Raw genomic sequence first — 22600 nt, 5'->3', positions numbered from 1 at the left:
CATCCTTTCGGATCGGTCGCGGATCACTTCAGTCCGGTGGAGGCGATGCCCTGGATGAAGTACCGCTGCAGGAAGACGAACAGCAGGATGATCGGCGCGATCACGAGCACCGATCCCGCCAGCAGCAGGCCGTAGTTCGTGGCGCTCTGCCCGGTCGAGTACAACGACAGGGCGACGGGGAGGGTGTACTTCGCCTCGGTCTGCGCCGCCACGAGCGGCCAGAGGAAGTTGTTCCACGAGGCGAGGAAGGTCAGGATGCCGAGTGTCGCCAGCGGCGGTCCGCACAGAGGCATGACGATCCGTGCGAAGATCCGCAGTTCCCCGGCCCCGTCGATGCGCGCGGCCTCCAGCAGCGGATCCGGGATGCCGAGCATGAACTGTCGCATGAGGAAGACGCCGAGCGGAGTGGTGACGAACGGCAGGATCAGCGCGGCGTAGCTGTCGACGAGCCCGAGCGAGGACACCATCACGAACAGCGGGACGAAGGTGACGACACCCGGGACCATCAGCGTCAGCATGACGACGAGGAACAGGGCCTTCTTGCCCGGGAAGTCCATCTTCGCCAGCGCGTAGCCGACCATCGAGCAGAAGACGAGGTTGCCGGCGACGGTGAACAGCGCCACGACGATGCTGTTGCCGAAGAACTGCCCGAAGTTCAGCTGCCCGAACCAGGCGCCGAAGTTCTCCCAGGTGAAATCCTGCGGCCACCAGGTCGGCGGGCGCTGCAGGATCTCGCGCTGCGTCTTGACCGAACCCAGGAGCATCCAGGCGAACGGCAGGATCCACACGATCAGCCCGACGACGAGGACGCCGTAGGTCAGCGCACGACCGGGTGTGACGCGCCTCTCGGCGCGGCGGCGGGGCTGCTCGGTGCGGTCTGCGACCGCGGCCGGGGCGGCAGGGGTGGTGAGCGTCATGGCATCCTCCCTCAATCCTTCGAGCGCAGCACGCGGAACTGCACCAGGCTGAGCAGCGCGATGGCCAGGAACAGCAGGTAGCTCGCGGCCGAGGCCGTGCCGTACTGCCCGAAGCCGAACTGCTTGAACGTGTAATAGGCCACCGAGAGCGTGGAGTTGAGCGGCCCGCCCTGGGTCATCACGAACGCCTCCTCGAAGAACTGAAGGAACCCGACCGAGATGAGCACGGCCCCCAGCAGCAGCGTCGGGCGCAGCAGCGGGAGGGTGATCGAGGTCAAACGCCGCCACGACGAGGCGCCGTCCATGAGGGCGGCCTCCTTCACGTCGGTGGGGATCGCCTGGAGCCCGGCGAGGAAGATCACCATGAGGGTGCCGACGTTCCGCCACACCGCCATCGCGATGAGCGAGGGCAGGGCCGTGCGGGTGTCGTTGAGCCAATCCGGACCCTGGATGCCGATGATCGCCAACGCCGAGTTGAGCAGCCCCTCCGGCTGCAGGATGTAGCGCCACACGACGGCCACCGCGACGATGCTCGTCACGACCGGAGCGTAGAAGCCCACGCGCAGGATCGAGACGAACCGCCCCCGGCTGGCATTGAGCGCGAGGGCGAGGGCCAGCGCGATCGCCATGGTGACCGGGATGCCGACGACGACGAACGTCGCGGTCACGCCCAGCGAGGTGAGGAACACCGGGTCGCCGAGCACCGAGAGGTACTGCTCGAGTCCGACGAAGTTCACCCCGAAGGGCGAGCGGATGTCGCGCGCGGTGAAGTCGGTGAACGACATCGCGAAGGAGCCCACGATCGGCACGACCATGAAGACCGCGAAGACCGCGACGAACGGCAGGGCGAAGCCCCACGCGACCCATCCCTGGCGCCGGCGGCGGCTCGACGCCCCGCCGGCGCGGGCGCGACCGGGGGCCGGAGCCCGTCCGGTCGCACCCACGACTGCCTGCGTCATGGTCTCAGCCCAGACCCAGCTGATCGGCGGTGGCCTGGAGCTCCTTCAGCCCGTCGGCCGGCGACTGCTGGCCGAGGCGGATCTTCTCGAGCATCGCGTCACCGGCGGCGGCGACCTGCACCCACGTGGTGACGGCGGGCACCGACTGGGCGGTCTCCAGCTGCGTACCGAAGGCCGCGAGGGTCTTCGACGAGGCCAGGGCGTCGGACTTCCAGGCATCCTGGACCGCGGGGAGATCGCCCGTCGCCTCGTACCAGGCGGCCTGCGTCTCGGGCTCGGTCAGCCACTGCACGAGCTTCCAGGCGCTGGTGGCGTTCTTCGAGTCGTCGAACACGGCGAGGTTCGCGCCGCCGCTGAACGAGGTGGACGACTCCTTCGCGGGCAGCACCGCGGTCGAGATCTTGTCGCCGAAGCCCTCGCCGCCCAGGTCGTCGAGCAGACCGATGAACGCCGGACCGTCGATGAACATGGGCGTCGTGCCCGAGACGAAGTCCGCCTCCTGCGCCCCGGCCGAGCGATCGGCCGCGGGGTTGGCGATGCCGTCGGTGTAGAAGCTCTGGTAGTAGTCCAGCGCCTCGACCGTCTCGGGGGTGTCGAGGGTCCACTTCGAGCCGTTCTCCAGCTCGGCGCCGTTGGACCATGGCATCCAGAGGTTCCCCTGGAAGGAGTCGTTGCCCGAGGGGAGGCGGATGCCGTACTCGGCACCCCCCTTGGACTGCATGTCGGCGGCCATCTGCTTCAGCTCGTCCCAGGTGGCGGGCGCCTGGTTCCAGCCGGCCTTCGCGGCGATGTCGGTGCGGTAGTAGAGGACGCGGGTGTCGACGTACCACGGCACGCCGGTCGCACGGTCGTCGATCTTCGTGGAGTCGATCGCGCCGGGGAAGATGCCGTCGGTCGAGAGGTCGGTGGGAACCGTCTGCAGCGCGTCGCCGAAGTCGGCCATCCAGGTCGAGCCGACCATGGCGAGGTCGGGGGTGTTGCCGCCGGCGATGGCCGTCTGGAACTTGCTGTACGCGGCGTCCCACGGAACGGGCGTGACGTCGACGGTCACACCGGGGTTGGCCTCTTCGAAGGTCTTCACGAACTCGGGCAGCGCCTCACCCTCGGCGCCCATCGCCCACATCGTGAGCGTGCCCTCGGCCTTGGCGTCACCGATGGTGCCGGCCTCGGCGGCACCCGGGCCGGCATCGGAGGTACGTCCGCATCCGGTCAACGCGATCGCGGCCGCCGCAACGACGGCGACAGCGCCCCATCGGGTCTTTCTCATCGTGTTCCTCCTCGAACGGGCGCCCGTCGTCGGGCGCGGTGTCTCGGACAGTTTAAGCGCATAAATTCGATCGCGGCAACCCGGCCGGCGGTCGGGGTTCCGCATTCGGTGGGCCGTCGCGCGGACTTCGGCCCCGACGAGCCGCCGCGCGGCACCCCCGAACCGGCGTGTTCCCGACGAACTCCGCACTACGGCGCGCACCCCGGCCCGGTCGACAGCCGTCGCTGCGGCGAGGCGGCCCGATCCGCACGGCGGACTTCGGTGCCGACGCGCCACCGCACGGCATCCCGAACCGGCGTGTTCCCGACGAACTCCGCGCGACGGCACGCGCCCGGAGACCCGGGCACGGCCCCTCCCCAGGAGGCCCGTGGGGCGGTTCCTCCACTGAAGGGAGGCCGGGCACCTCGGGGAGGACGACGGATTCGCCAGGGTTGCCTCATGTGCACCTCCGGCGCCCGCATCCGCACGCGGGCAGAGATGTTCTCCGGCGGCATGTCACGTCGACGGCTCGACGCGGCGCACCGCAATGGCTCGCTGACGCGTCTCCGACGCGGAGTGTACGCGGATGCCGACACGTGCGGCATCGCACAACGTGCAGCGCTCCTCGGAGGGACGCTCGCCTGCGTCTCGGCGGCGCGGCACGAAGGCCTGTGGGTGCTCGCCCGTGCCGAACCGCTGCACGTCGCCGTCCGCCCAGACGGTCACCGTCGGTCAGGCGGCGCCGTGACCCACTGGGATCGCATCGATCACGACGCGTTCGAACCGCCCCACGTCCGCGAGGTCCTCCGGCAGATCCTCCGATGCTGCGGGGTCGAGGATTTCCTCGTCGCGCTCGAATCGGCATTGCACCAGAGGCGGATCGGGGGCGCAGATCTCACTTGGCTCGCCGCGAACACCAACGAGACCGGGCGTGAGGCGATCGCCTTCGCTCGCGCGGACGCCGAGAGCGGTCTCGAGACGCTCGTCCGATGGCGGTTGCGGGAGTGGGGCATTCGCGTGCGCACACAGCAGAATCTCGTCTCGGTCGGCCGTGTGGACTTGCTCTTGGGCGAGCGCCTGGTCGTCGAAGTCGACGGCATCGAGAATCACGCCAGCCCCGAACGGCGGCACCACGACCTCGTGCGCGACGCGAACGCCGCCGCGTGGGGATTCGTGACCCTTCGGTTCGACTACGCGATGGTGATCCACGACTGGCCGACCGTCGAGCTCGCACTCCGCGGACTTCTCGACCGCGGCATCCATCTCTCCGATCGGTGACGCCGTCCCGTCGGCACTCTCACCGAGGGGGGACGTCACCCCGTCGACACCGAACTTGCGGGACCGCACCGCGGAGTCCGTCTCCAACACGCCGCCGCGCGGCGTCCCGAACCGGCGTGTTCCCGACGAACTCCGCACGACGGCACACGCCGCTGCCCGGTCGACAGCCGGTACTGCGGCGTGGCCGCCTGATCCGCACCGCGGAGTCCGTCGCCAACACGCCGCCGCGCGGCGTCCCGAACCGGCGTGTTCCCGACGAACTCCGCACGACGGCACGCACGACGGCACACGCCCGGGCGCCGGCGGACGGATGCCAGGCGTCAGGGCCGCGGCTGAAGGTACCCGCGCACGAACTCGGCGAAGTGCGCCGACATGTCGACCGAATCGTCGAGGAGCCACTGCTGCTGCAGCCCGTCCATCACGGCGCTCAGGAGGCGCGCGGCGCGGTCGGGGTCGATGTCGGCCCGCACTTCCCCGGCCGTCTGCCCCGCCCGCAGCAGTTCGGCAGCCCGCGCCGCACTGTCGCGGTATCGCGCGGCGAACGCGACGTGCGAAGGATGCTCGGGGTCGCTCGCCTCAGCGACGACCACCGTGTAGAGCGCGGTGAGGCCACGGGCGGTGGCGTTGTGCGCCACGACCTTGCCCATCTGCTCGACGAGGGTGTGCTCCGCGGGGTCTCCGGCGGCGGCGCGGACGCGCTCGTCGCGCTGGCGCAGCACCTCGGCGAACAGTTCCTCCTTCGTCGCGAAGTGGTGCAGGAGCCCGGCGGGGGTCAGCCCGACGCGCTTGGCGACCTCGCGCAGCGATCCGCTGGTCACCCCCGATCGGGCGAACACGACCATGGCCTCGTCGACGATCCGCTGGCGCCGCTGAAGACCCTTCGGATAGCTCCCGCGCGGGGCGCGCGGCATCCCCTCGTCCGTCATCCGTCTCCTCCCGCACGCACCGATGCCCGGTCCCGCGAGGGTACCGGGCATCGGTCGGGCAGTCGGTCAGTGGCGGCGCGTGCCCCACGACGAGCCGAACACCTGCTGCTCCATCGCGGGACGCAGCCGCTGCTCGAGCTCGTCGTCGACGAAGTAGTCCTTGAGGCTGTCGCCGGTGAGGGCGTTGCCGATCGCGGCCAGGATCATCGACTGGTCGAGCGAGAGGTAGCGCTTCGCGACGGTGTCGCTCTTCACCGCGACGGCGTCGTAGAACCCGCCCGGGCCATAGGCGTCGAGCTTCTTCTCGATGCCGCGGAGGTTCTTCAGCACTCCCGCGCGGTCGTACGGCAGGGCGAGGAAGGCCGCGTGCGGCGTGACCACTCCGTCACCGAAGGTCGGGTCGGGGTTCGTCCCGGTCGTGCAGCCGGGGCGGTCGATGTCGACGTCGGTCTTCTCGGCATCCGAGGTGTACCCATCCGAGCGGATGCCGGCGATGTCGACGCCGTACTCGCTGTACCCGCCGAACGGGTTGCTGGCGGGCGAGAAGCCCCAGTAGCCGTATCCGGCCTCGTCGAGACCGTGGCGCTTCTGCACCTCGACCGTGATCGGGTGGTTCAGCGCCCACGACCGCGGACCCCACTCGGCCTCGGGGACGAGCAGGTCGGGCATGAGCGCCTCGAACATGCTGCCGCCCCAGCTCGGGACGAACGACATGCCGTCGTAGGCATACACCCCTTCGTACACGCCGACGCCGTCGTAAGTGCGGGTCTCACCCGTGGGCGACTGCTCCTGCCACGCCCAGTCGCAGCCCGCCGGCATCGTGCGGTGCGTTCCGTACAGGGCGGTCGCCGGGATGCCACCCTGCGCGATGCCCAGGTACGTGGCGATGCGGCTCTCACTCACCGTGGTGTCGTAGTGGTGGCACGTGTAGTACGCCTGCGCGCCGCTGCCGTTGTACATCGGGGCGGGAACCGCGCAGCCGTCGCCGGGCGGCTCTTCCCAGAAGCCGCCCCGGTTCGTTCCCGCGGGCAGCCCGGGCGCCCCCGCGGGATCGAAGAACGCCGAGAAGTCCATCGACTCGTACAGCGCGTCGGCGCGGTCGGCGAGGGTCGGCTCGGCCTCGCGGACGATCCGCAACGCCGCGGCGAGCCATCCGTTGTCGACGGTGCTGAGGAACGGGTGGATCACCTCGCCGGACGTCGGGAAGATCTCCAGCTTCGCGCCCGTGTCGGGCGCGTACCAGTTGTAGTACATGCCGCTGGCATCGTTGCGCTCCATGCGCTCGAGGCTCGAGACGGCAGCGGTGAGACGGTCGCGCGCCTCGTCGGCGCCGATGATGCCGAGGTCGCGCGCGGTGACCGTCGACCACAGGTAACCGCCGATGTTCGTGGGCGAGGTGTAGCCCGATGCCGTGGCGGCATCCAGGTCTCCCCCGATGTTGTCGTCGGGGAGCCCTGTCGCGGGGTGGGCCATGGCGACCATCGAGGCCCAGGTGTCCTCCGCGTAGCGCTGCAGGTCGCGGGCGCCGGGTCCGGTCGGAGCGTGCGATCCCGCGTGCGGCGGCGGCCCCGGTGGGGCGGCGGTCGTCGGCGCGGCGGTGACGAGACCGCAGGCGACGAGTCCTGCGATCGCGGTGGATGCCAAGCGGATGTGCTTCATGACGGGCTCTCCTCATCGAAAGCGCTCCGGGGGGACGGAGCTCGTGCCAGAAACCTTACATGTGTGCGGTTTTTTCGCAAGCCATCGGTTCCGACGCGGACCCTCCCGCGGAGCTCTCCGTCGACACGCCGCCGCCTGGCATCCCGAATCGGCGTGTCGCCCACGGACTCCGCACGGCGGCACGGCACCACGGCACGGCGGCACGGCACGGCGGCACGACACCACGGCACGGCACGCCCACCCCGTGGCGGGTGCCGGCCCGTCACCTCGGCGCGTGGGCCTCCAGGAACTCGTACACCTCGGTCGTGTCGACCCCCGGGAACGCCCCCGTGGGCAGAGTCGCCAGCAGGGTGCGGGGCGTCCGCACGTTCGGCCAGGCGTTGTCGCGCCACGCCGCCTCGAGCTCCGCGGGCGGGCGCCGGCAGCACGTCTCGACCGCGTGCCGCGAGACGGCGCGGTTGGGGGTGTCGCGCCCGCGGAACCACTTCGTGTCGTCGAACCGCACGCCCACGCTCACCGAGTGCGCACCCTCGCTGGACTGCTCCACGCGCGCGGTGCACCAGTACGTGCCGTTGCCGGTGTCGGTGTACTGGTAGTACGGGTTGAAGCGGTCGTCCTCGTCGAAGACCACGCGGCTCGTCCACCGGCGGCAGCACATCTGCCCCTCGATCGACCCCAGCCGGTCGGTCGGGAAGTTCACGTCGTCGTTCTCGTACGCCTTGGTGATCGTCCCCGACTCGTGGACCTTCAAGAAGTGCACCGGGATGCCGAGATGCACCGTCGCGAGGTTGGTGAAGCGGTGCGCGGCGGTCTCGTACGACACCGAGTAGGTGTCGCGGAGATCTTCGATGCTGAGCGCGCGGCGGGCCTTCGCCTCCGTCAGCGCCGCCACGGCGTGCGCCTCCGGGATCAGCAGCGCCCCGGCGAGGTAGTTCGTCTCGACCCGCTGACGGAGGAACTCGCCGTAGCTCTTCGGTTCGGTGTGCCCGAGCATGCGGCTCGACAGCGCCTGCAGCACGGCCGCGCGCGGATCGCCCTTCGCGACGCGCGTCGACAGGTAGAGGCGCCCGTTCTTGACGTCGGCGATACTGCGGGTGGTCTGCGGCAGATCGGGCACGTAGTGCAGCGAGAAGCCCAGGTAGGCGGCGATGTCACTGGCCGCGCGCTGCGTGAGCGGGCCACCCGGGTGGTCGACCGCGGCGAGGATCTCGGATGCCGTGCGCTCCAGCTCCGGGAAGTGGTTGTCCTGCGTGCGCATGAGACGACGCAGCGCCACGTTGGCGCGGCGGGCCTCCTCGGGGGTGGCGGATCTCTCGTCGCGGAGGCGTTCGATCTCGGACTGGAGCGCGAGCATCGCGGCGAGCGCCTCGTCCGGCACGGTCTTGCCGACACGGAAGGGCGCGATGCCGAGCGCCTGGAACGTCGACCCGCGCATCGCGCGCTCGACCGCGATCTCCAGCGAGGCGCGCTCGCCGAGGGGCTCGGCATCCAGGAGGGCGTCCAGACCCGTGCCGAGCGCCCGCGCGATCGCCTGCAGGAGCGTGAGCTTCGCCTCGCGCCGCCCGGTCTCGATCATCGACATCTGACTGGGGGCGCGGCCGACCGCGGTGGCGAGCTCGTCCAGCGTCAGGCCGCGCGCCGTGCGCAGCTGCCGGATGCGTTTGCCGATCGTGAGCGTGTCCACGCCTTCATCGTCGGATGCCGCGGCGGCCGCGGTCAGGGAGACTCCGGTGTCCATGTCGGGATGATCTCACCGAAACAGAAGAACGGCAAAAATTCACAGCGGAAATCTCGGGTCGAGGTCGTGTTCTTCGCCGACAGTGGTCTCCACGGGCACCGATGCCCGGCACCCGAAGGAGGACGACATGACGATCCAGGCCACCCCCGCCCAGCCGCCCCTGCGCGCCGGCGACCAGACCGAGACCGCCGATGAGATCCGCGCCGCGTGGGAGAACGACCCGCGGTGGGACGGCATCGAGCGCACGTACTCGGCCGAGGACGTCGTCCGACTCCGCGGCAGCGTCCGCGAGGAGTCCACGCTCGCCCGCCGCGGCGCGGAGAACCTGTGGAACCTCCTCCACACCGAGGAGTACATCCGGGCCCTCGGCGCCTACACCGGCGGCCAGGCCGTGCAGCAGGTGCGTGCGGGCCTGAAGGCCATCTACCTGTCGGGCTGGCAGGTGGCCGCCGACGGCAACCTCGCGGGTCAGACGTACCCCGACCAGAGCCTCTACCCCGCGAACTCGGTGCCGGCCGTCGTGCGCCGCATCAATAACGCCCTGCTGCGGCAGGACCAGATCGAGCGCGCCGAGGGCGAGATCACCCGGGACTGGCTCGCGCCGATCGTCGCCGACGCCGAGGCCGGCTTCGGGGGGCCGCTCAACGCCTACGAGCTGGCGCAGTCGCTGATCCAGGCGGGGGCCGCCGGCATCCACTGGGAGGACCAGCTCGCCAGCGAGAAGAAGTGCGGCCACCTCGGCGGCAAGGTGCTGGTTCCCACGCAGCAGCACATCCGGACCCTCAACGCCGCGCGGCTCGCGGCCGACGTCGCGGGCGTGCCGACGGTGATCATCGCCCGCACCGATGCCCTCGCCGCCGACCTGCTCACCAGCGACGTCGACCCCCGCGACGCGGAGTTCCTCACCGGCGAGCGCACGAGCGAGGGCTTCTACCGGGTGCGTCCGGGCCTGGATGCCGTCATCTCGCGCGGCCTCGCCTTCGCCCCCTACGCCGACCTCATCTGGGTCGAGACGGGAGAGCCCGACATCGAGCTCGCCCGCGCCTTCGCCGAGGCGATCCACGCCCGCTACCCGGGCAAGCTCCTCGCCTACAACTGCTCGCCGAGCTTCAACTGGAAGCGCCACCTCGACGACCAGCAGATCGCCACGTTCCAGGCCGACCTGGCCGCCCTCGGCTACGCCTTCCAGTTCATCACGCTGGCCGGCTTCCACGCCGTGAACCACTCGATGTTCGACCTCGCCCGCGGCTACGCCGAACGCGCCATGAGCGCGTACGTCGAGCTGCAGGAGGCCGAGTTCGCCGCCGAAGCGAACGGGTACACCGCCACGCGCCACCAGCGCGAGGCGGGCACCGGCTACTTCGACGTCGTCTCGACCGCGCTCAACCCCGACAGCGCCACCCTCGCCCTCGCCGGCTCCACCGAGACCGCGCAGTTCCACTGACACTCGCCGGCTCCCGCCCCACCCCTCGTCCCACTTTTCGCAGTGCATGTCCCACTTCTGGTCGCTTGGGCCACCCCCAGGCCGCCACTTTCGGGACATGGTCGGAGACGCGGGCGGGATGCCAGCTCACAGAAAGCCACGATCATGACCCTCATCGAACCCCCGCCCACCACCGACCGCCCCGGCCCCGAGCCCTCGGCATCCACCCCCGCTCCGCGCCTGCGGATCGAGCGCCCCCTCGAAGGACGCGACGCCGAGATCCTCACCCCCGCGGCTCTCGCGTTCGTCACCGAGCTGCACGATCGGTTCGCCCGGCGCCGCCACGACCGCCTGGCCGCGCGAGAGCGCCGCCGCTTCGAGATCGGCAACGGCGACGACCCGCACTTCCGCTCCGACACCGCGCACATCCGCGACGATCCGTCGTGGCGGGTGGCCGGCGCCGGTCCCGGCCTCGAAGACCGCCGCGTCGAGATCACCGGGCCGACCGACCCGAAGATGACGATCAACGCGCTGAACTCCGGCGCGCGGGTGTGGCTCGCGGACCAGGAGGATGCCACCTCCCCCACGTGGCGCAACGTCATCGGCGGCCAGCTCTCGCTGTTCGACGCGATCCGCGGGCAGCTGAGCCACACGAGCCCCGAGGGCAAGGAGTACCGCGTCACCGCCGAGCGCACGCCCACGATCGTGATGCGTCCCCGCGGCTGGCACCTGCCCGAGAAGCACATCACCGTCATCGATCGTGCGGGCCGTGAGCTCCCGGCATCCGGTTCGCTCGTGGACTACGGGCTGTACGTGTTCCACAACGCGCACGCGCTGATCGCGGCGGGGCGCGGACCGTACTTCTACCTGCCGAAGATCGAGTCCGCCGACGAGGCACGGCTGTGGGACGACGTGTTCTCGTTCACCGAGGAGCGCCTGGGCCTCGCCCACGGCACGATCCGCGCCACGGTTCTCATCGAGACACTGCCCGCGGCGTTCGAGATGGAGGAGATCCTCTTCGCCCTGCGCGACCACTGCGCGGGTCTGAACGCGGGTCGGTGGGACTACATCTTCTCCATCATCAAGACCTACCGCGGGCGCGGCGCCCGGTTCGTCCTGCCCGACCGGAGCGAAGTGACGATGACGGTGCCGTTCATGCGGGCCTACACCGAGCTGCTCGTCCAGACGTGCCACAAGCGCGGCGCCTACGCGATCGGCGGCATGAGCGCCTTCATCCCCAACCGCCGTAAGCCCGAGGTGACCGAGGCCGCATTCGAGAAGGTCGCCGCCGACAAGCGGCGCGAGGCCGGCGACGGCTTCGACGGGACGTGGGTGGCCCACCCCGACCTGATCCCGGTTGCCCGCGCGGAGTTCGACGCCGTGCTCGGCGAGCGCGACAACCAGCTCGACCGGCTGCGGGACGACGTCGCGGTGCGCCCGGAGCAGCTGCTCGACCTGCGGATCGGCCTGCCCATCACCGCCGGCGGAGTGCGCGGCAACGTGGCGGTGGCGATCCGCTACATCGAGGCGTGGCTGCGCGGCCTCGGGGCCGTCGCGATCGACGACCTCATGGAGGACGCCGCGACCGCCGAGATCTCGCGCTCGCAGATCTGGCAGTGGATCCACCAGGATCGCTCCACCGCCGACGGCACGCGGATCACGCGGGAGTACGTCGAGGGGCTGCTCGGCGAGGTGATCGCCGGGGCGACCCGCTTCGACGGCGACCGCTTCGACGACGCCGCCGAGGTGTTCCGCGAGGTGGCGCTGCGCGAGGAGTTCCCCGCGTTCCTCACCCTGCCGGCGTACGCGAAGTACCTCGACTGAAACGCCGACCACGAAGGGCCAGGGCTGCGAAGTCCCGGCCCTTCGTGGTGCTCGGATCTACTCGCGCCCGGGGTCGCGGGGCGCGAAGCGTCGCAGGCTCGCCCGCGAGGTCAACCGCGCGGCGGCGAGGGATCCGGCGACCGCGAGGAAGATCGGCAGCAGCAGGTCGAACCCGGTCGCGGTGAACTCGATCACCAGCACGATGGCGGTGAACGGTGCGCGCATGTTGGAGGCGAGGAACGCCGCGGCGGCGACGATCGCCAGACCCGTGGCATCCGCCCCCGGCCAGATCAACGCCCATCCCGCGGCGGCCGCGGCACCGAGGCTCGCCCCGATGGCGACGGACGGCTGCAGAGTGCCGCCGACCGCCCCCGAACCGAGGGACACCACCGTCGCGACGTACTTCAGGACGGCGAGCGCGAGGAGCAGCAGCGCGGGCTGCGTGAGGTCGAAGCCGGCGGTGGCGAGGGCGCGACCGTTGCCGAGGATCAGGGGGAACACCGCGCCGAGCGCACCGACCGCGGTGAAGGTCAGCGGCAACGCGACGAGGAGCTTCCACCCCGTCGGGCGCACCTTCGCCAGGAGCGACGTCACGGCCCCGAAGCTCGTCGCACCCCATCCCATGAGCGGTCCGATGAGGATCGCCGCCACGATGAGCGACGCGTTCACGTCGATGGATGCCACGTGGTACAGGGAGCCGTCGCCGACCAGCGGCCGCGCGACGAGGGTCGCGATCGCGCTCACCGACAACGCGATCACGGCGGCGCCGACGCTGAACTGCGCGAGCAGGATCTCGATCGCGAACAGCGCACCGCCGAGCGGCACGTTGTACACCGCGGCCAGACCCGCGCCCGCCGCGGCGGCGATGAGGATGCGCCCCCATCGCGCGTCGAGGCGGAACCACCGCACGATCTTCGACCCGCCCATCGCGGCGAGCTCGCGCGGGGCGACCTCCTTGCCGATCGAGGCGCCCAGGGCGACGGAGGTGACCTGGATCACGGTGTCGGCGAGCGTCTCCCACCACGGCATGTGCGCGCCCGCGACACCCTGCTCGACGCTGGCGATCTTCCGCCCGAAGCGGCGCAGCAGGTACCAGCCCAGGGCCGCGATGACACCCGCACCGCCCACCGTCACGATCGGCAGCCACCAGACCGACGGGGAGGCGAGGCCGTCGAGGAACGGTCCTTCCTCGTGCCCCCAGACCAGGTGCTCGACGGTGTGGACGATCCAGACGAGCAGCAGCACGGCGAGTCCGGTCGCGACCCCGACGATCGCGGTCGCGAGCCCCAGGCGGAAGAGGAGGCCGAGCCCCCGACGATGCACGCGCGTGCGCTCCGGGGCCCCTACTGTCACGACGCCACGCTAACGCACCGGCGACAGCGCGCCTGCCACGCGCTACCGTGACGACATGGCTTCTGTCTCACCGGCCGGTCGCCGCGCCAGCGACGGCTTCGGCATCGTCGCGATCATCCTCGCGGCGTTCATCCTGCTGCCGGCGCTGATGATCTTCCTCATCGGGCTCGCCCCCGAGATGAACGCGATCTGGTGGCTCGGGATCGTCCTCCTCCCGATCATGGGCTTCCTCGGCCTGGTCGCGCTGATCATCGGCGTGGTGGGCATCGTCCTGCGCGTGCGGCAGAACCGGAATCCGGTCCTCTCGATCATCGGCGCGTCTCTCGGCGTGCTGCTCGTCCTCCCCGTCGTCTGGGTGTTCTTCGGCTCGTCCGTGTAACCCTTCGGTGACGCCCGCCCCGGAGCCCGCGGCATCCCGGGCGTGCCGAGTAGGCTCTACGCCGTGACCGACCGCGCTCCGCTCTCCCGCAAGCTCTCCGCCATCGCCGAATCCGCGACCCTGAAGGTCGACGCGAAGGCCAAGGCCCTCAAGGCCGCCGGCCGCCCCGTCATCTCCTATGCCGCCGGCGAGCCCGATTTCGCGACCCCGAAGTTCATCGTGGATGCCGCGGCCGAGGCGTTGCAGAACCCGGCCAACTACCGTTACACCCCCGCCGCCGGGCTCCCGGTGCTGCGCGAGGCCATCGCCGCGAAGACCCTCCGCGACTCGGGCCTCGAGGTCGCTCCGGCGCAGGTGATCGTCACCAACGGCGGGAAGCAGGCCGTGTACCAGGCGTTCCAGACCGTCGTGAACCCCGGCGACGAGGTGCTGCTGCCCGCGCCGTACTGGACGACGTACCCCGAGGCGATCGCACTCGCCGACGGCGTGCCCGTCGAGGTGTTCGCGGGCGCCGACCAGGACTACAAGGTCACGGTCGCGCAGCTCGAGGCGGCCCGCACCGACAAGACGACCGTACTCGTGTTCGTGTCGCCGTCGAACCCGACCGGCTCGGTCTACACCCCGGAGGAGACGGCCGAGATCGGCCGCTGGGCCCTGGAGCACGGCATCTGGGTGATCACGGACGAGATCTACCAGAACCTCACGTACGAGGGCGCCCGCGCCGTCTCGATCGTCGAGGCCGTGCCCGAACTGGCCGGCCAGACGATCCTCGTCAACGGCGTCGCGAAGACCTACGCCATGACCGGTTGGCGCGTGGGCTGGATGGTCGGACCCGCGGATGCCATGAAGCTCGCCGGCAACCTGCAGTCGCACCTGTCGAGCAACGTCAACAACGTCGCGCAGATCGCCGCCGCCGCGGCCCTCAACGGCCCGCAGGACGAGGCCGAGCAGTTCCGCGAGGCCTTCGACCGACGTCGCCGGCTGATCGTGTCCGAGCTGGCGAAGATCGACGGCGTCGAGGTCCCCAACCCGCTCGGCGCGTTCTACGTGTACCCCGACGTGCGCGGCCTGCTGAACCGCGAGTGGGACGGCGTCACCCCGACGACCTCGCTCGAGCTCGCCGACCTCATCCTCGAGAAGGCCGAGGTCGCGGTGGTTCCCGGCGAGGCCTTCGGCCCGAGCGGTTACCTGCGCCTGTCGTACGCCCTCGGCGACGCCGAGCTGCTGGAGGGCGTCCAGCGCCTCCAGCGTCTGTTCTCCTGACGGGCGGCGGCGGGCAGCTTCCCCGGGGCGGGCATCACCGTCGTGCGGAGTTCGTCCGCGACACACCGGCCGGCGAGGTTTCCGGGCGGCGTGTCGGCGACGACCTCCGCACGACGGCCCGGGTCGTGGCATCCACTCCCCCCTCGACCGACCGGACCCTGCGCCCGCCGGCCAGTACCGTCCCGCGGAGTCCCTGACCGACACGCCGGCGTGAGGCACCACCGAACGGCGTGTCGCGCGAGAACTCCGCACGACGGTGCGGCGGATGCCGTGACGGCAGACCGGATGCCAGGAACTCCGGCTACAGCTCGACGTTCACCAGCACGGGCTCGGGCTGCAGCAGCAGGCCGAACTCGGACTGGACCCTGTTCTGCACGAAGCGCGCGAGCTCGGCGATCTCGCCCGCCGTCGCCCCTCCGCGGTTGGTGAGTGCCAGCGTGTGCTTCGTGGAGAGGCCGGCGCGGGACCGGGGGAATCGGAAGCCGCGCGACAGACCCGCGTGCTCGATGAGCCACGCGGCGCTCACCTTGACGTCGTGCGACTCCGCGATCGGCGGCGGCACCACGCCGCTGAACGCCGCCAGCGGAATCACGGTCACCGGGTCGACGGCGGGCCCGAGCGGCCACTTCGGGCACTCGACGGGGAGCGTCCGCGCGAACGCCTCCGACACGATGGCGTTCTGGAAGAACGATCCGGCGCTCCAGGTGTCGGGGTCCTCACCGTCGAGCACCATGCCCTTGCGCGCGCGGGTGGCGAGCACGTGCTCGCGGATCCACCGCAGCGACACCGCCGCATCGGCATCCAGTCCCAAGGCCCCGCGAAGCTGATCACCCGCGAGAGGGCGCTCACCGTCGCCGACGCGTTCGAGCTCGAGCGTGACCGAGACGATCACGGCCGAGCGCGCCGGCACCGATCCGTAGTGCTGCTTCAGCACCGAGGTGCGGAAGCCGAGCCCCAGATCGGATGCCGGAACGGTGGACACCTCGCCGGTGGACTCGTCGATCAGGTCCACCTCGACGAGGGTCTGCACGATCTCCTGCCCGTAGGCCCCGATGTTCTGCACGGGGGCGGCGCCGACCGTCCCGGGGATCCCGGACATGGCCTCGATGCCGGCGAGTCCGCGCGCGACCGTCTCGGCGACGAGAGCGTCCCAGTCGTGGCCGGCCTGTACCCGCAACCGTGCGGTGTCGGGCCGGGAGCCGGGCAGCTCCTCGATGCCGGACGTGCGCACCAGCACCACGGTGCCCTCGAACGGCTCATCGCCGACGAAGAGGTTCGAGCCGCCGCCGACGACGAGCCACGGCTCGCCGGTCGCCCACAGCTCACGCAGCACGTCGACGAGTTCGTCGGGGGTGCGGGCCTCGATCGTCCGCTCGGGCAGACCGCCGGTGCGCAGGGTCGTGAGCGCGGAGAGCGGGACCGGGGTGAGCTCGGGCATCAGGACAGCCGGACGCGCACCTGCGCCTTGCCGAGCACCGTCGTGCCCGCGTGGGTGACGGTCAGGTCGACACGGGCGGTCTCGTCGTCGACGGCACCCACCTTCGCGCTGACGTGCAGTTCGGCGCCTTCGGAGGGGTCGACGACCACGGGGCGGGTGAACCGCACGCCGTACTCGAGGATGCGGCCGGTGTCGCCGAGCGCCTCGGCCAACGTTCCGACCGCGACCCCCATCGTGAGCATTCCGTGGGCGAGAACGCCCGGCAGGCCGACTTCGGCGGCGACGTCGTCGCGGTAGTGGATGGGGTTGAAGTCCCCGGAGGCGCCCGCGTACCGCACGAGCGACTCCCGCGTGAGCTGGACGGAGCGTTCGGCGATGACCTCGCCGACGGTGAACGTGCTCATGCGTCGCCCTCCCCCGCCAGCAGGACGCTGGTCGTCGTCACGACGTGGGCGCCGTCGGCATCCACGATCTCCGCCTCGCTCGTGATCATGGCATTGCCCCCGAGCGTGCGGATGCCGGTGACCGACAACGTCGCGGTGAGCTCGTCGCCCGCGACGATCGGCCGCGAGTACCGGAAGCGCTGCTCGGCGTGCACGAGTCGCGACAGGACGATGCCGGAGTCCGGGTCGCCCAGGAGCTGCTGCAGGGTCAGATCCTGTACGACCATCGCGAAGGTCGGCGGCGCGACCACGTCGGGGTAGCCGAGCGCGCGGGCGGCCGCGGGATCGGAGTGCTGCGGGGCGTCGGCGAAGACCGCGCGGGCGAACTCGCGCACCTTCTCTCGACCGACGAGGTACGGCGCGGTCGGCGGGAAGACACGACCGACCAGTTCGGGGTTCACGGGCACCGGGTCAGTCTACCGACCGCTCCCCCGCGGCCTCAGCGCTGGTGCCGCCCGCGCACGGCCTTCACGGCCATCTGGGTGGCGATGAAGACGAGGAAGACGGAGAACAGGACGTTGCCGACGAAGGGGTCGACGAGTTTCGCGAGCGAGGCTCCGAGGGCGGTCGTCGTGCACGCGGCGATGCCGACGCAGGCGGCGGCGACGAGGTCGACGTTCGAGCGGCGCAGATTGCCGACCGTGCCGGAGATCGCCGTGGGGATCATCATCAGCAGCGACGTCCCCCGCGCGATGAGATCGCTCGTGCCGAACAGCAGCAGCAGCGCCGGGACCACGATGATGCCGCCGCCGACCCCCAGCAGACCCGCGAGGATGCCGGTGATGACGCCGAGCACCAGGAGCCCCGGTCCGGTGATCCAGGTCAGCTCCAGCTCGGCGTCCCGGGAGGGGATGACGAAGTAGAGGCTGACGATCACGACCACCAGGAACGCCACGAACGACCAGCGCAGGGCCGTCTGCGACAGCTTGGGCAGCAGCCACGTGCCGATCTGGGCGCCGCCGACCGCGCCGACGGCGAGGATGAGCGCGGGGATCCACGCGACGTGCCCGTCGACGGCGTAGGTGATGACGCCGACGGAGGCGGTGGGCACGATCGCCGCGAGCGAGGTGCCCGCGGCGAAGCGCTGATCGAATCCGAGGGCGAGTACCAGCAGGGGCACGATCACGGTGCCGCCGCCCACACCGAAGAGGCCGGACATGAGTCCGGCGAGCAGCCCCACCCCGATGCAGACGGCGTAGAAGCGGGCGGAACGTTTCGGGCGGGCGGTGTCGATCACGGGGCGGAGATCCTTGCGAGACGGGGGCTGCACGGGCCGGCGCCCGCCGACGGACCAGTCTTCCACTTCGTGGACACAGCGACGTCACGGCATCCCCGGGGAAAGAAAGCGGCCCCCGGTGGTCCGAAGCCGCGTCCACCGGGGGCCGTCGCCCTCACAGGTCAAGCGGAACGGTGACCCGAACACCGGTCTGCGACCACGATCGCGAGGGTGCGACAGAAGAGAAGTTACCGGGACCACGCCCACGCTTCTCCCGCTTGACACAGATATCTCATGCTGCTAACTAACTAACTCGATGCGTCGATCTGGCCGGGAATGCGTTCGGCGTCCCGCTCGTTCGGTTCAGGTATGACCACCGTAGGAATCATCGGAGCAGGAAACATCGGCCAGGCCGTCGCGAAGGGATTCGTCGACCGCGGGTACGACGTCGTGATCGCGAACTCCCGGGGCCCCGAGACGCTCGCCGATGTCGTCGGCGCGCTCGGCGAGCACGCGCGTGCCGCTTCGGCACAGGAAGCCGCAGAGGCGGGAGAGTTCGTCGTCGTCACCGTCCCCCTCAAGGCGTACCGCGAGGTGCCGGTCGAGCCGCTGCGCGGCAAGACCGTGCTCGACACGAACAACTACTACTGGGAGCGCGACGGGCACATCGCCGAGCTCGACGAGAAGCGCACCACCACCGCGCAGATGCTGCAGGAGCACCTGCCCGAGAGCACCGTCGTGAAGGCGTTCAACCACATCCCGGCCGCCGACATCCTCACCGACGGGGCTCCGGCCGGCACGCCGGGCCGCCGTGCGCTGGCCACCTCGAGCGACTCCGACGAGGCCGTCGCCCTCGTGACGCGCATCTACGACGAGTTCGGATTCGACACCGTCAACGTCGGCCCGCTCGCCGACAGCTGGCGTGTCGAGCGCGACACCCCGGCGTACGTCGTGCGCCAGACCCGTGACGAACTCGAGCAGAACCTCGCCCGCGCCGAGCGCTGACGCGGGTCCACACCGCTCGATAAACGCGATCCGCGACGAGACACGCCACGCCGGCACGTTTCTCGTCGCGGATCGCGTTTCTGGATGCCATCGCCCGACGCCGCAGCGCCCGGGACGCGCCAGTACCCGACGCAGCAGCGCCCGGACGCGTCAGTGCGCGACGCGTCAGAGCGCGGCGAGCGCCTGATCGACGTCGGCCACCAGGTCCGCAGCCGACTCGATGCCCACCGACAGGCGGACGATCGTGTCGGGCACAGCGAGCTCGGTGCCGCGGACGGACGCGTGGGTCATGGCATCCGGGTAGTTCACGAGCGACTCGACGCCGCCGAGCGACTCGGCGAGGGTGAACAGGCGCGTCGACTCCGCGAAGCGGCGCGCGGTGGCGCCGTCGGCGAGCTCGAGCGACACGATGCCGCCGAATGCACTCATCTGCGACGCCGCGAGCGCGTGGCCGGGGTGCGACGGAAGCCCCGGGTAGTAGACCTTCGCGACGCGGTCGTGACCGGCCAGGTGCTCGGCGACGGCGTGGGCGTTGGCACTGTGACGCTCCATCCGGATGCCGAGGGTCTTGATGCCGCGGGTGGTGAGGTACGCGTCGAACGGCCCCGAGACGGCGCCGGCCGCGAACTGCAGGAACTGCGTCTTCTCGGCGAGATCGATGTCGGCGAACGCGAGCGCACCGCCGACGACGTCGGAGTGACCGCCGAGGTACTTCGTGGCCGAGTGCACCACGACGTCGGCTCCGAGAGAGAGCGGTCGCTGCAGCGCGGGCGACGCGAAGGTGTTGTCCACGACGACGATCGCACCGGCCGCGTGACCGAGGCGGGCGAGCCCTGCGATGTCGGTGATGCGCAGCATCGGGTTGCTGGGCGTCTCGACCCACACCATGCGCGGCGCGCGCTCCTCGATGGCGGAGGCCACGGCATCCAGGTCGCTCATGTCGACGACGCGGAGCTTCACGCCCCAGGGACCGAGCACGCGCGCGAGCAGGCGGTAGGTGCCGCCGTACACGTCGTTGCCGAGCAGCACCTCGTCGCCGGGGACGAGGGCCGCGCGCAGCAGCGCGTCCTCGGCGGCGAGGCCCGACGCGAACGACAGCGCGCGGGCGCCGCCCTCGAGCGCGGCGATCTGCGTCTCGAGCGCTGCGCGCGTGGGGTTGCCGCTGCGTCCGTACTCGTAGCCGCCGCGGAGGCCCCCGATGCCGTCCTGCGCGTAGGTCGTGGACAGGTGCACGGGCGGGATCACCGCGCCGGTGGTCGGGTCGAAGGCCTGGCCCGCGTGGACGGCGAGGCTGTCGAAGCCGCGGGCGGCGTCGTGGGTGCTCATGCGGAGTGCTCCTGAGGGCTCGAAACGGGAAGAACGGATGCCACGGGCTCGACGGCGTAGCCGCGCGCGGTCATCCACTGGTCGTCGAAGATCTTGCTGAGGTAGCCGCGACCGTGGTCGGGGAGGAGGACCACGACGACGGCGTCGGCGGGGAGGTCCTGCGCCACGCGCACGGCGCCCACGACCGCCATGCCGCTGGAGCCGCCGACGAGCAGCCCCTCCTCGCGGGCGAGGCGGCGCGTCATCGCGAACGACTCGGCATCCGACACGCGCTCGTAGGCGTCGACGACCGTCGGGTCGAAGGCGGGCGGCCAGAAGTCCTCGCCCACGCCCTCGACGTCGTAGCCGTGGATGTCGTCGCCCGAATAGATGGAGCCGACCGGATCGACGCCGATGATCCGCACGGAGGAACCGGCGACCTCGCGCAGGTAGCGGCCGGTGCCGCTGATCGTGCCGCCGGTGCCGACGCCCGTGACGAAGTGCGTCAGGCCACCTTCGGTGTCGCGCCAGATCTCGGGACCCGTGGTCTCGTAGTGGCTGCGCGGACCGTTCGGGTTGGCGTACTGGTTGGGCTTGAACGCACCCGGGATATCCCGCACGAGGCGGTCGGAGACGCTGTAGTACGAGTTCGGGTCGTCCGGCTCCACGTTCGTCGGGGTGACGACGACCTCGGCGCCGTAGGCGCGCAGCACCGCGCGCTTGTCCTCGGCGACCTTGTCGGGCACGACGAAGACGCAGCGGTAGCCACGCTGCTGCGCGACGAGGGCGAGACCGACGCCCGTGTTGCCGCTCGTCGGCTCGACGATGGTGCCGCCGGGGCGCAGCGAACCGTCGCGCTCGGCCGCGTCGACGATGTTGGCCGCGATGCGGTCCTTGGCGGAGCCGCCGGGGTTGAAGTACTCGATCTTGGCGAGGACCGTGGCGGCGATGCCGTCGGTCACCCGGTTCAGACGGACGAGGGGGGTGTTGCCGACGAGGTCGGCGACGCTCTGGGCGTAACGCACGATGGAGTCCTGGGGGTCGATGCGCCCGAGGGCGCGGCTGACGGGGTCGTCGAAGAAGAACGCGGGGGCGTTCAGCGACAACAGCGACAGGTCAGCACGCGGTCAGCATACCCGACGATTCCGTCGCTTCGGCGCGGAAGCGTGGCATCCGGTCACCTCGGGTCACGCTTCGTCACGCGACTTGGGGATGCCGCAGAGGTCTGCGTACCGTGCTCGGACGCCCGAACCGGGCGATGCACCAAGGAGACCACCATGAGTGACAGCACGAGCGGCCCGACCGGGCCCACCCTTCCCTCCAAGCCCCGCCGCCGCGGCGGACTGTACGCCGCGATCGCCATCGTCGCGGTCGCCGTCGTCGTCGCGGGAGCCCTGCTCATCCCGCGCCTGTTCGCGTCGTCCGACACCCCCGCGGCGGGCGGTGAACGCACCACCGTGCGCCTCGGAACGACCGACGCGGCCCAGGGCCACTGGCCTGTCCTGAAGGAGATCCTGGCGGAGGAGGGGATCGACCTGGAGGTCGTCGCGTTCGATTCCTACGAGACGCCGAACCCCGCGCTGGCCGACGGATCGATCGACCTGAACGCCTTCCAGCACATCGACTACCTGTCCGACCACAACGTCGCCACGGGCGACGGTCTCGCCGTCGTCGGGCCGACCCTGATCGTGCCCCTCCCGATCTACTCGGAGCAGTACTCCGACGTCGCCGACATCCCCGAGGGCGGCCGCGTCGCCGTCCCGCAGGACGCCACCAACCAGGCGCGCGCGCTGAAGGTGCTGCAGTCCGCGGGGCTGCTGACGCTGAACGACGCGACGACCCCGACCCCGGCCGACATCGTCACCAGCCGCGTGAAGGTCGAGCCGGTCGACGCCTCGCTCACCGCCCCCGCTCTCCAGGACCCGTCCATCGCGGCCGCGATCGTCAACAACAACTTCGCCACGGACGCCGGGATCATCGACAAGGCGATCTTCTCGGTCGACCCCTCCGACGCGAACAGCTGGCCGTACATCAACATCATCGCTTCGCGCGCCGGCGAGGAGGACAACCCCGTTTACCAGAAGGTCTGGGAGGCGTACCACGACCCGCGCGTGACCGACATCGTCGTGTCCGAGTCCAGCGGAACTGCCCGCATCGTCGAGGAGAAGCCGGCGCAGGTGCGCGAGTGGCTCGCCCAGATCGAGAAGCAGAAGGAAGCGGGGGCCTGA

At 70.8% G+C, this 22600-nt stretch carries 20 protein-coding genes; 7 read left to right on the top strand and 13 right to left on the bottom strand.

Going from position 1 to position 22600, the window contains the following annotated elements; all coding sequences use genetic code 11:
- Positions 1–23: 23 nt before the first annotated feature.
- From BW982_RS14575 to BW982_RS14565, 3 genes are read right to left on the bottom strand one after another with little or no spacing between them, the layout of a single operon-like run.
- Complete coding sequence (locus BW982_RS14575; protein ID WP_076494469.1) at positions 24–917, bottom strand: carbohydrate ABC transporter permease; 894 nt, start codon at positions 915–917, stop codon at positions 24–26.
- An 11-nt stretch (positions 918–928) separates the two neighbouring features.
- Positions 929–1876: a carbohydrate ABC transporter permease gene (locus BW982_RS14570; protein ID WP_076494467.1), complete on the bottom strand. Its 948-nt coding sequence runs from the start codon at positions 1874–1876 to the stop codon at positions 929–931.
- A 4-nt stretch (positions 1877–1880) separates the two neighbouring features.
- Positions 1881–3143 (bottom strand): extracellular solute-binding protein, encoded by a 1263-nt coding sequence (locus BW982_RS14565; RefSeq protein ID WP_076494465.1) that lies wholly within the window; start codon positions 3141–3143, stop codon positions 1881–1883.
- A 438-nt stretch (positions 3144–3581) separates the two neighbouring features.
- Between BW982_RS14565 and BW982_RS14560 the strand changes: the two genes are divergently transcribed.
- Entirely contained in the window at positions 3582–4400 is an 819-nt protein-coding gene (locus BW982_RS14560; protein ID WP_076494463.1) for an endonuclease domain-containing protein, read from the top strand.
- A gap of 320 nt (positions 4401–4720) precedes the next feature.
- Here BW982_RS14560 and BW982_RS14555 read toward each other — a convergent pair whose 3' ends face one another.
- The 3 genes from BW982_RS14555 to BW982_RS14545 all read right to left on the bottom strand — a co-directional run bounded on the left by BW982_RS14555 (position 4721) and on the right by BW982_RS14545 (position 8723).
- On the bottom strand, positions 4721–5326 hold the full coding sequence (locus tag BW982_RS14555; RefSeq protein WP_076494460.1) for a TetR/AcrR family transcriptional regulator: 606 nt from the start codon (positions 5324–5326) through the stop codon (positions 4721–4723).
- Positions 5327–5392: 66 nt separating this feature from the next.
- Complete coding sequence (locus BW982_RS14550; RefSeq protein WP_076494458.1) at positions 5393–6985, bottom strand: glucoamylase family protein; 1593 nt, start codon at positions 6983–6985, stop codon at positions 5393–5395.
- A gap of 262 nt (positions 6986–7247) precedes the next feature.
- Entirely contained in the window at positions 7248–8723 is a 1476-nt protein-coding gene (locus tag BW982_RS14545; protein ID WP_076494455.1) for a helix-turn-helix transcriptional regulator, read from the bottom strand.
- Positions 8724–8850: 127 nt separating this feature from the next.
- On the opposite strand from BW982_RS14545, the gene aceA reads away from it, so the two are divergent.
- Together aceA and aceB are read left to right on the top strand one after the other, a co-directional pair.
- Positions 8851–10167 (top strand): isocitrate lyase, encoded by a 1317-nt coding sequence (gene aceA, locus BW982_RS14540; RefSeq protein ID WP_076494796.1) that lies wholly within the window; start codon positions 8851–8853, stop codon positions 10165–10167.
- Positions 10168–10311: 144 nt separating this feature from the next.
- On the top strand, positions 10312–11970 hold the full coding sequence (aceB, locus tag BW982_RS14535; RefSeq protein ID WP_076494453.1) for a malate synthase A: 1659 nt from the start codon (positions 10312–10314) through the stop codon (positions 11968–11970).
- 57 nt (positions 11971–12027) lie between these two features.
- On the opposite strand, the gene BW982_RS14530 is transcribed toward aceB, so the two are convergent.
- Positions 12028–13323 (bottom strand): chloride channel protein, encoded by a 1296-nt coding sequence (locus BW982_RS14530; protein ID WP_076494451.1) that lies wholly within the window; start codon positions 13321–13323, stop codon positions 12028–12030.
- 55 nt (positions 13324–13378) lie between these two features.
- On the opposite strand from BW982_RS14530, the gene BW982_RS14525 reads away from it, so the two are divergent.
- Both BW982_RS14525 and BW982_RS14520 read left to right on the top strand, forming a co-directional pair.
- Positions 13379–13702, top strand: coding sequence for a hypothetical protein (locus tag BW982_RS14525; protein WP_076494449.1), 324 nt, complete (start codon positions 13379–13381; stop codon positions 13700–13702).
- Positions 13703–13765: 63 nt separating this feature from the next.
- Positions 13766–14965: a pyridoxal phosphate-dependent aminotransferase gene (locus BW982_RS14520; RefSeq protein WP_076494447.1), complete on the top strand. Its 1200-nt coding sequence runs from the start codon at positions 13766–13768 to the stop codon at positions 14963–14965.
- A gap of 301 nt (positions 14966–15266) precedes the next feature.
- Here BW982_RS14520 and BW982_RS14515 read toward each other — a convergent pair whose 3' ends face one another.
- The 4 genes from BW982_RS14515 to BW982_RS14500 are packed head-to-tail and all read right to left on the bottom strand — an operon-like array spanning position 15267 to position 18083.
- The gene (locus BW982_RS14515; protein WP_076494445.1) at positions 15267–16403 is read right to left on the bottom strand and encodes a UDP-N-acetylmuramate dehydrogenase; all 1137 of its coding nucleotides are present in this window, start codon (positions 16401–16403) and stop codon (positions 15267–15269) included.
- A complete protein-coding gene (locus BW982_RS14510; RefSeq protein ID WP_076494442.1) occupies positions 16403–16807 on the bottom strand; it encodes a MaoC/PaaZ C-terminal domain-containing protein in 405 nt (134 codons plus the stop codon). The genes BW982_RS14515 and BW982_RS14510 overlap by 1 nt, the downstream gene beginning before the upstream one ends.
- Positions 16804–17253 carry a MaoC family dehydratase N-terminal domain-containing protein gene (locus BW982_RS14505; RefSeq protein ID WP_076494439.1) on the bottom strand — a complete coding sequence of 150 codons (450 nt, stop codon included), beginning with the start codon at positions 17251–17253 and terminating at the stop codon, positions 16804–16806. The genes BW982_RS14510 and BW982_RS14505 overlap by 4 nt, the downstream gene beginning before the upstream one ends.
- Positions 17254–17285: 32 nt before the next feature.
- Entirely contained in the window at positions 17286–18083 is a 798-nt protein-coding gene (locus BW982_RS14500; protein WP_139327485.1) for a sulfite exporter TauE/SafE family protein, read from the bottom strand.
- Between the two features lie 348 nt (positions 18084–18431).
- On the opposite strand from BW982_RS14500, the gene BW982_RS14495 reads away from it, so the two are divergent.
- A complete protein-coding gene (locus BW982_RS14495; protein WP_076494437.1) occupies positions 18432–19067 on the top strand; it encodes an NADPH-dependent F420 reductase in 636 nt (211 codons plus the stop codon).
- 165 nt (positions 19068–19232) lie between these two features.
- Here BW982_RS14495 and BW982_RS14490 read toward each other — a convergent pair whose 3' ends face one another.
- Positions 19233–20393 (bottom strand): cystathionine gamma-synthase, encoded by a 1161-nt coding sequence (locus BW982_RS14490; RefSeq protein WP_076494435.1) that lies wholly within the window; start codon positions 20391–20393, stop codon positions 19233–19235.
- Entirely contained in the window at positions 20390–21478 is a 1089-nt protein-coding gene (locus BW982_RS14485) for a pyridoxal-phosphate dependent enzyme (RefSeq protein ID WP_254845614.1), read from the bottom strand. The genes BW982_RS14490 and BW982_RS14485 overlap by 4 nt, the downstream gene beginning before the upstream one ends.
- 171 nt (positions 21479–21649) lie before the next feature.
- Between BW982_RS14485 and BW982_RS14480 the strand changes: the two genes are divergently transcribed.
- A complete protein-coding gene (locus tag BW982_RS14480) occupies positions 21650–22600 on the top strand; it encodes a MetQ/NlpA family ABC transporter substrate-binding protein (protein ID WP_076494433.1) in 951 nt (316 codons plus the stop codon).

The sequence above is a fragment of the Microbacterium sp. RURRCA19A genome (assembly GCF_900156455.1).
Classification (GTDB): domain Bacteria; phylum Actinomycetota; class Actinomycetes; order Actinomycetales; family Microbacteriaceae; genus Microbacterium.
Note: the sequence above shows the minus strand (reverse complement) of the source record. Positions and strands in the feature narration are given on the sequence as shown.

Excerpts from the sequence above, each read along its gene's own strand:
- BW982_RS14550 (WP_076494458.1), bottom strand. The coding sequence starts at position 6,985 with ATGAAGCACATCCGCTTGGCATCCACCGCGATCGCAGGACTCGTCGCC.
- aceA (WP_076494796.1), top strand. The coding sequence starts at position 8,851 with ATGACGATCCAGGCCACCCCCGCCCAGCCGCCCCTGCGCGCCGGCGAC.
- BW982_RS14480 (WP_076494433.1), top strand. The coding sequence starts at position 21,650 with ATGAGTGACAGCACGAGCGGCCCGACCGGGCCCACCCTTCCCTCCAAG.
- BW982_RS14570 (WP_076494467.1), bottom strand. The coding sequence starts at position 1,876 with ATGACGCAGGCAGTCGTGGGTGCGACCGGACGGGCTCCGGCCCCCGGT.
- BW982_RS14515 (WP_076494445.1), bottom strand. The coding sequence starts at position 16,403 with ATGCCCGAGCTCACCCCGGTCCCGCTCTCCGCGCTCACGACCCTGCGC.
- BW982_RS14495 (WP_076494437.1), top strand. The coding sequence starts at position 18,432 with ATGACCACCGTAGGAATCATCGGAGCAGGAAACATCGGCCAGGCCGTC.
- BW982_RS14555 (WP_076494460.1), bottom strand. The coding sequence starts at position 5,326 with ATGACGGACGAGGGGATGCCGCGCGCCCCGCGCGGGAGCTATCCGAAG.
- BW982_RS14510 (WP_076494442.1), bottom strand. The coding sequence starts at position 16,807 with ATGAGCACGTTCACCGTCGGCGAGGTCATCGCCGAACGCTCCGTCCAG.
- BW982_RS14545 (WP_076494455.1), bottom strand. The coding sequence starts at position 8,723 with ATGGACACCGGAGTCTCCCTGACCGCGGCCGCCGCGGCATCCGACGAT.
- BW982_RS14565 (WP_076494465.1), bottom strand. The coding sequence starts at position 3,143 with ATGAGAAAGACCCGATGGGGCGCTGTCGCCGTCGTTGCGGCGGCCGCG.
- BW982_RS14525 (WP_076494449.1), top strand. The coding sequence starts at position 13,379 with ATGGCTTCTGTCTCACCGGCCGGTCGCCGCGCCAGCGACGGCTTCGGC.
- aceB (WP_076494453.1), top strand. The coding sequence starts at position 10,312 with ATGACCCTCATCGAACCCCCGCCCACCACCGACCGCCCCGGCCCCGAG.
- BW982_RS14575 (WP_076494469.1), bottom strand. The coding sequence starts at position 917 with ATGACGCTCACCACCCCTGCCGCCCCGGCCGCGGTCGCAGACCGCACC.
- BW982_RS14490 (WP_076494435.1), bottom strand. The coding sequence starts at position 20,393 with ATGAGCACCCACGACGCCGCCCGCGGCTTCGACAGCCTCGCCGTCCAC.
- BW982_RS14560 (WP_076494463.1), top strand. The coding sequence starts at position 3,582 with ATGTGCACCTCCGGCGCCCGCATCCGCACGCGGGCAGAGATGTTCTCC.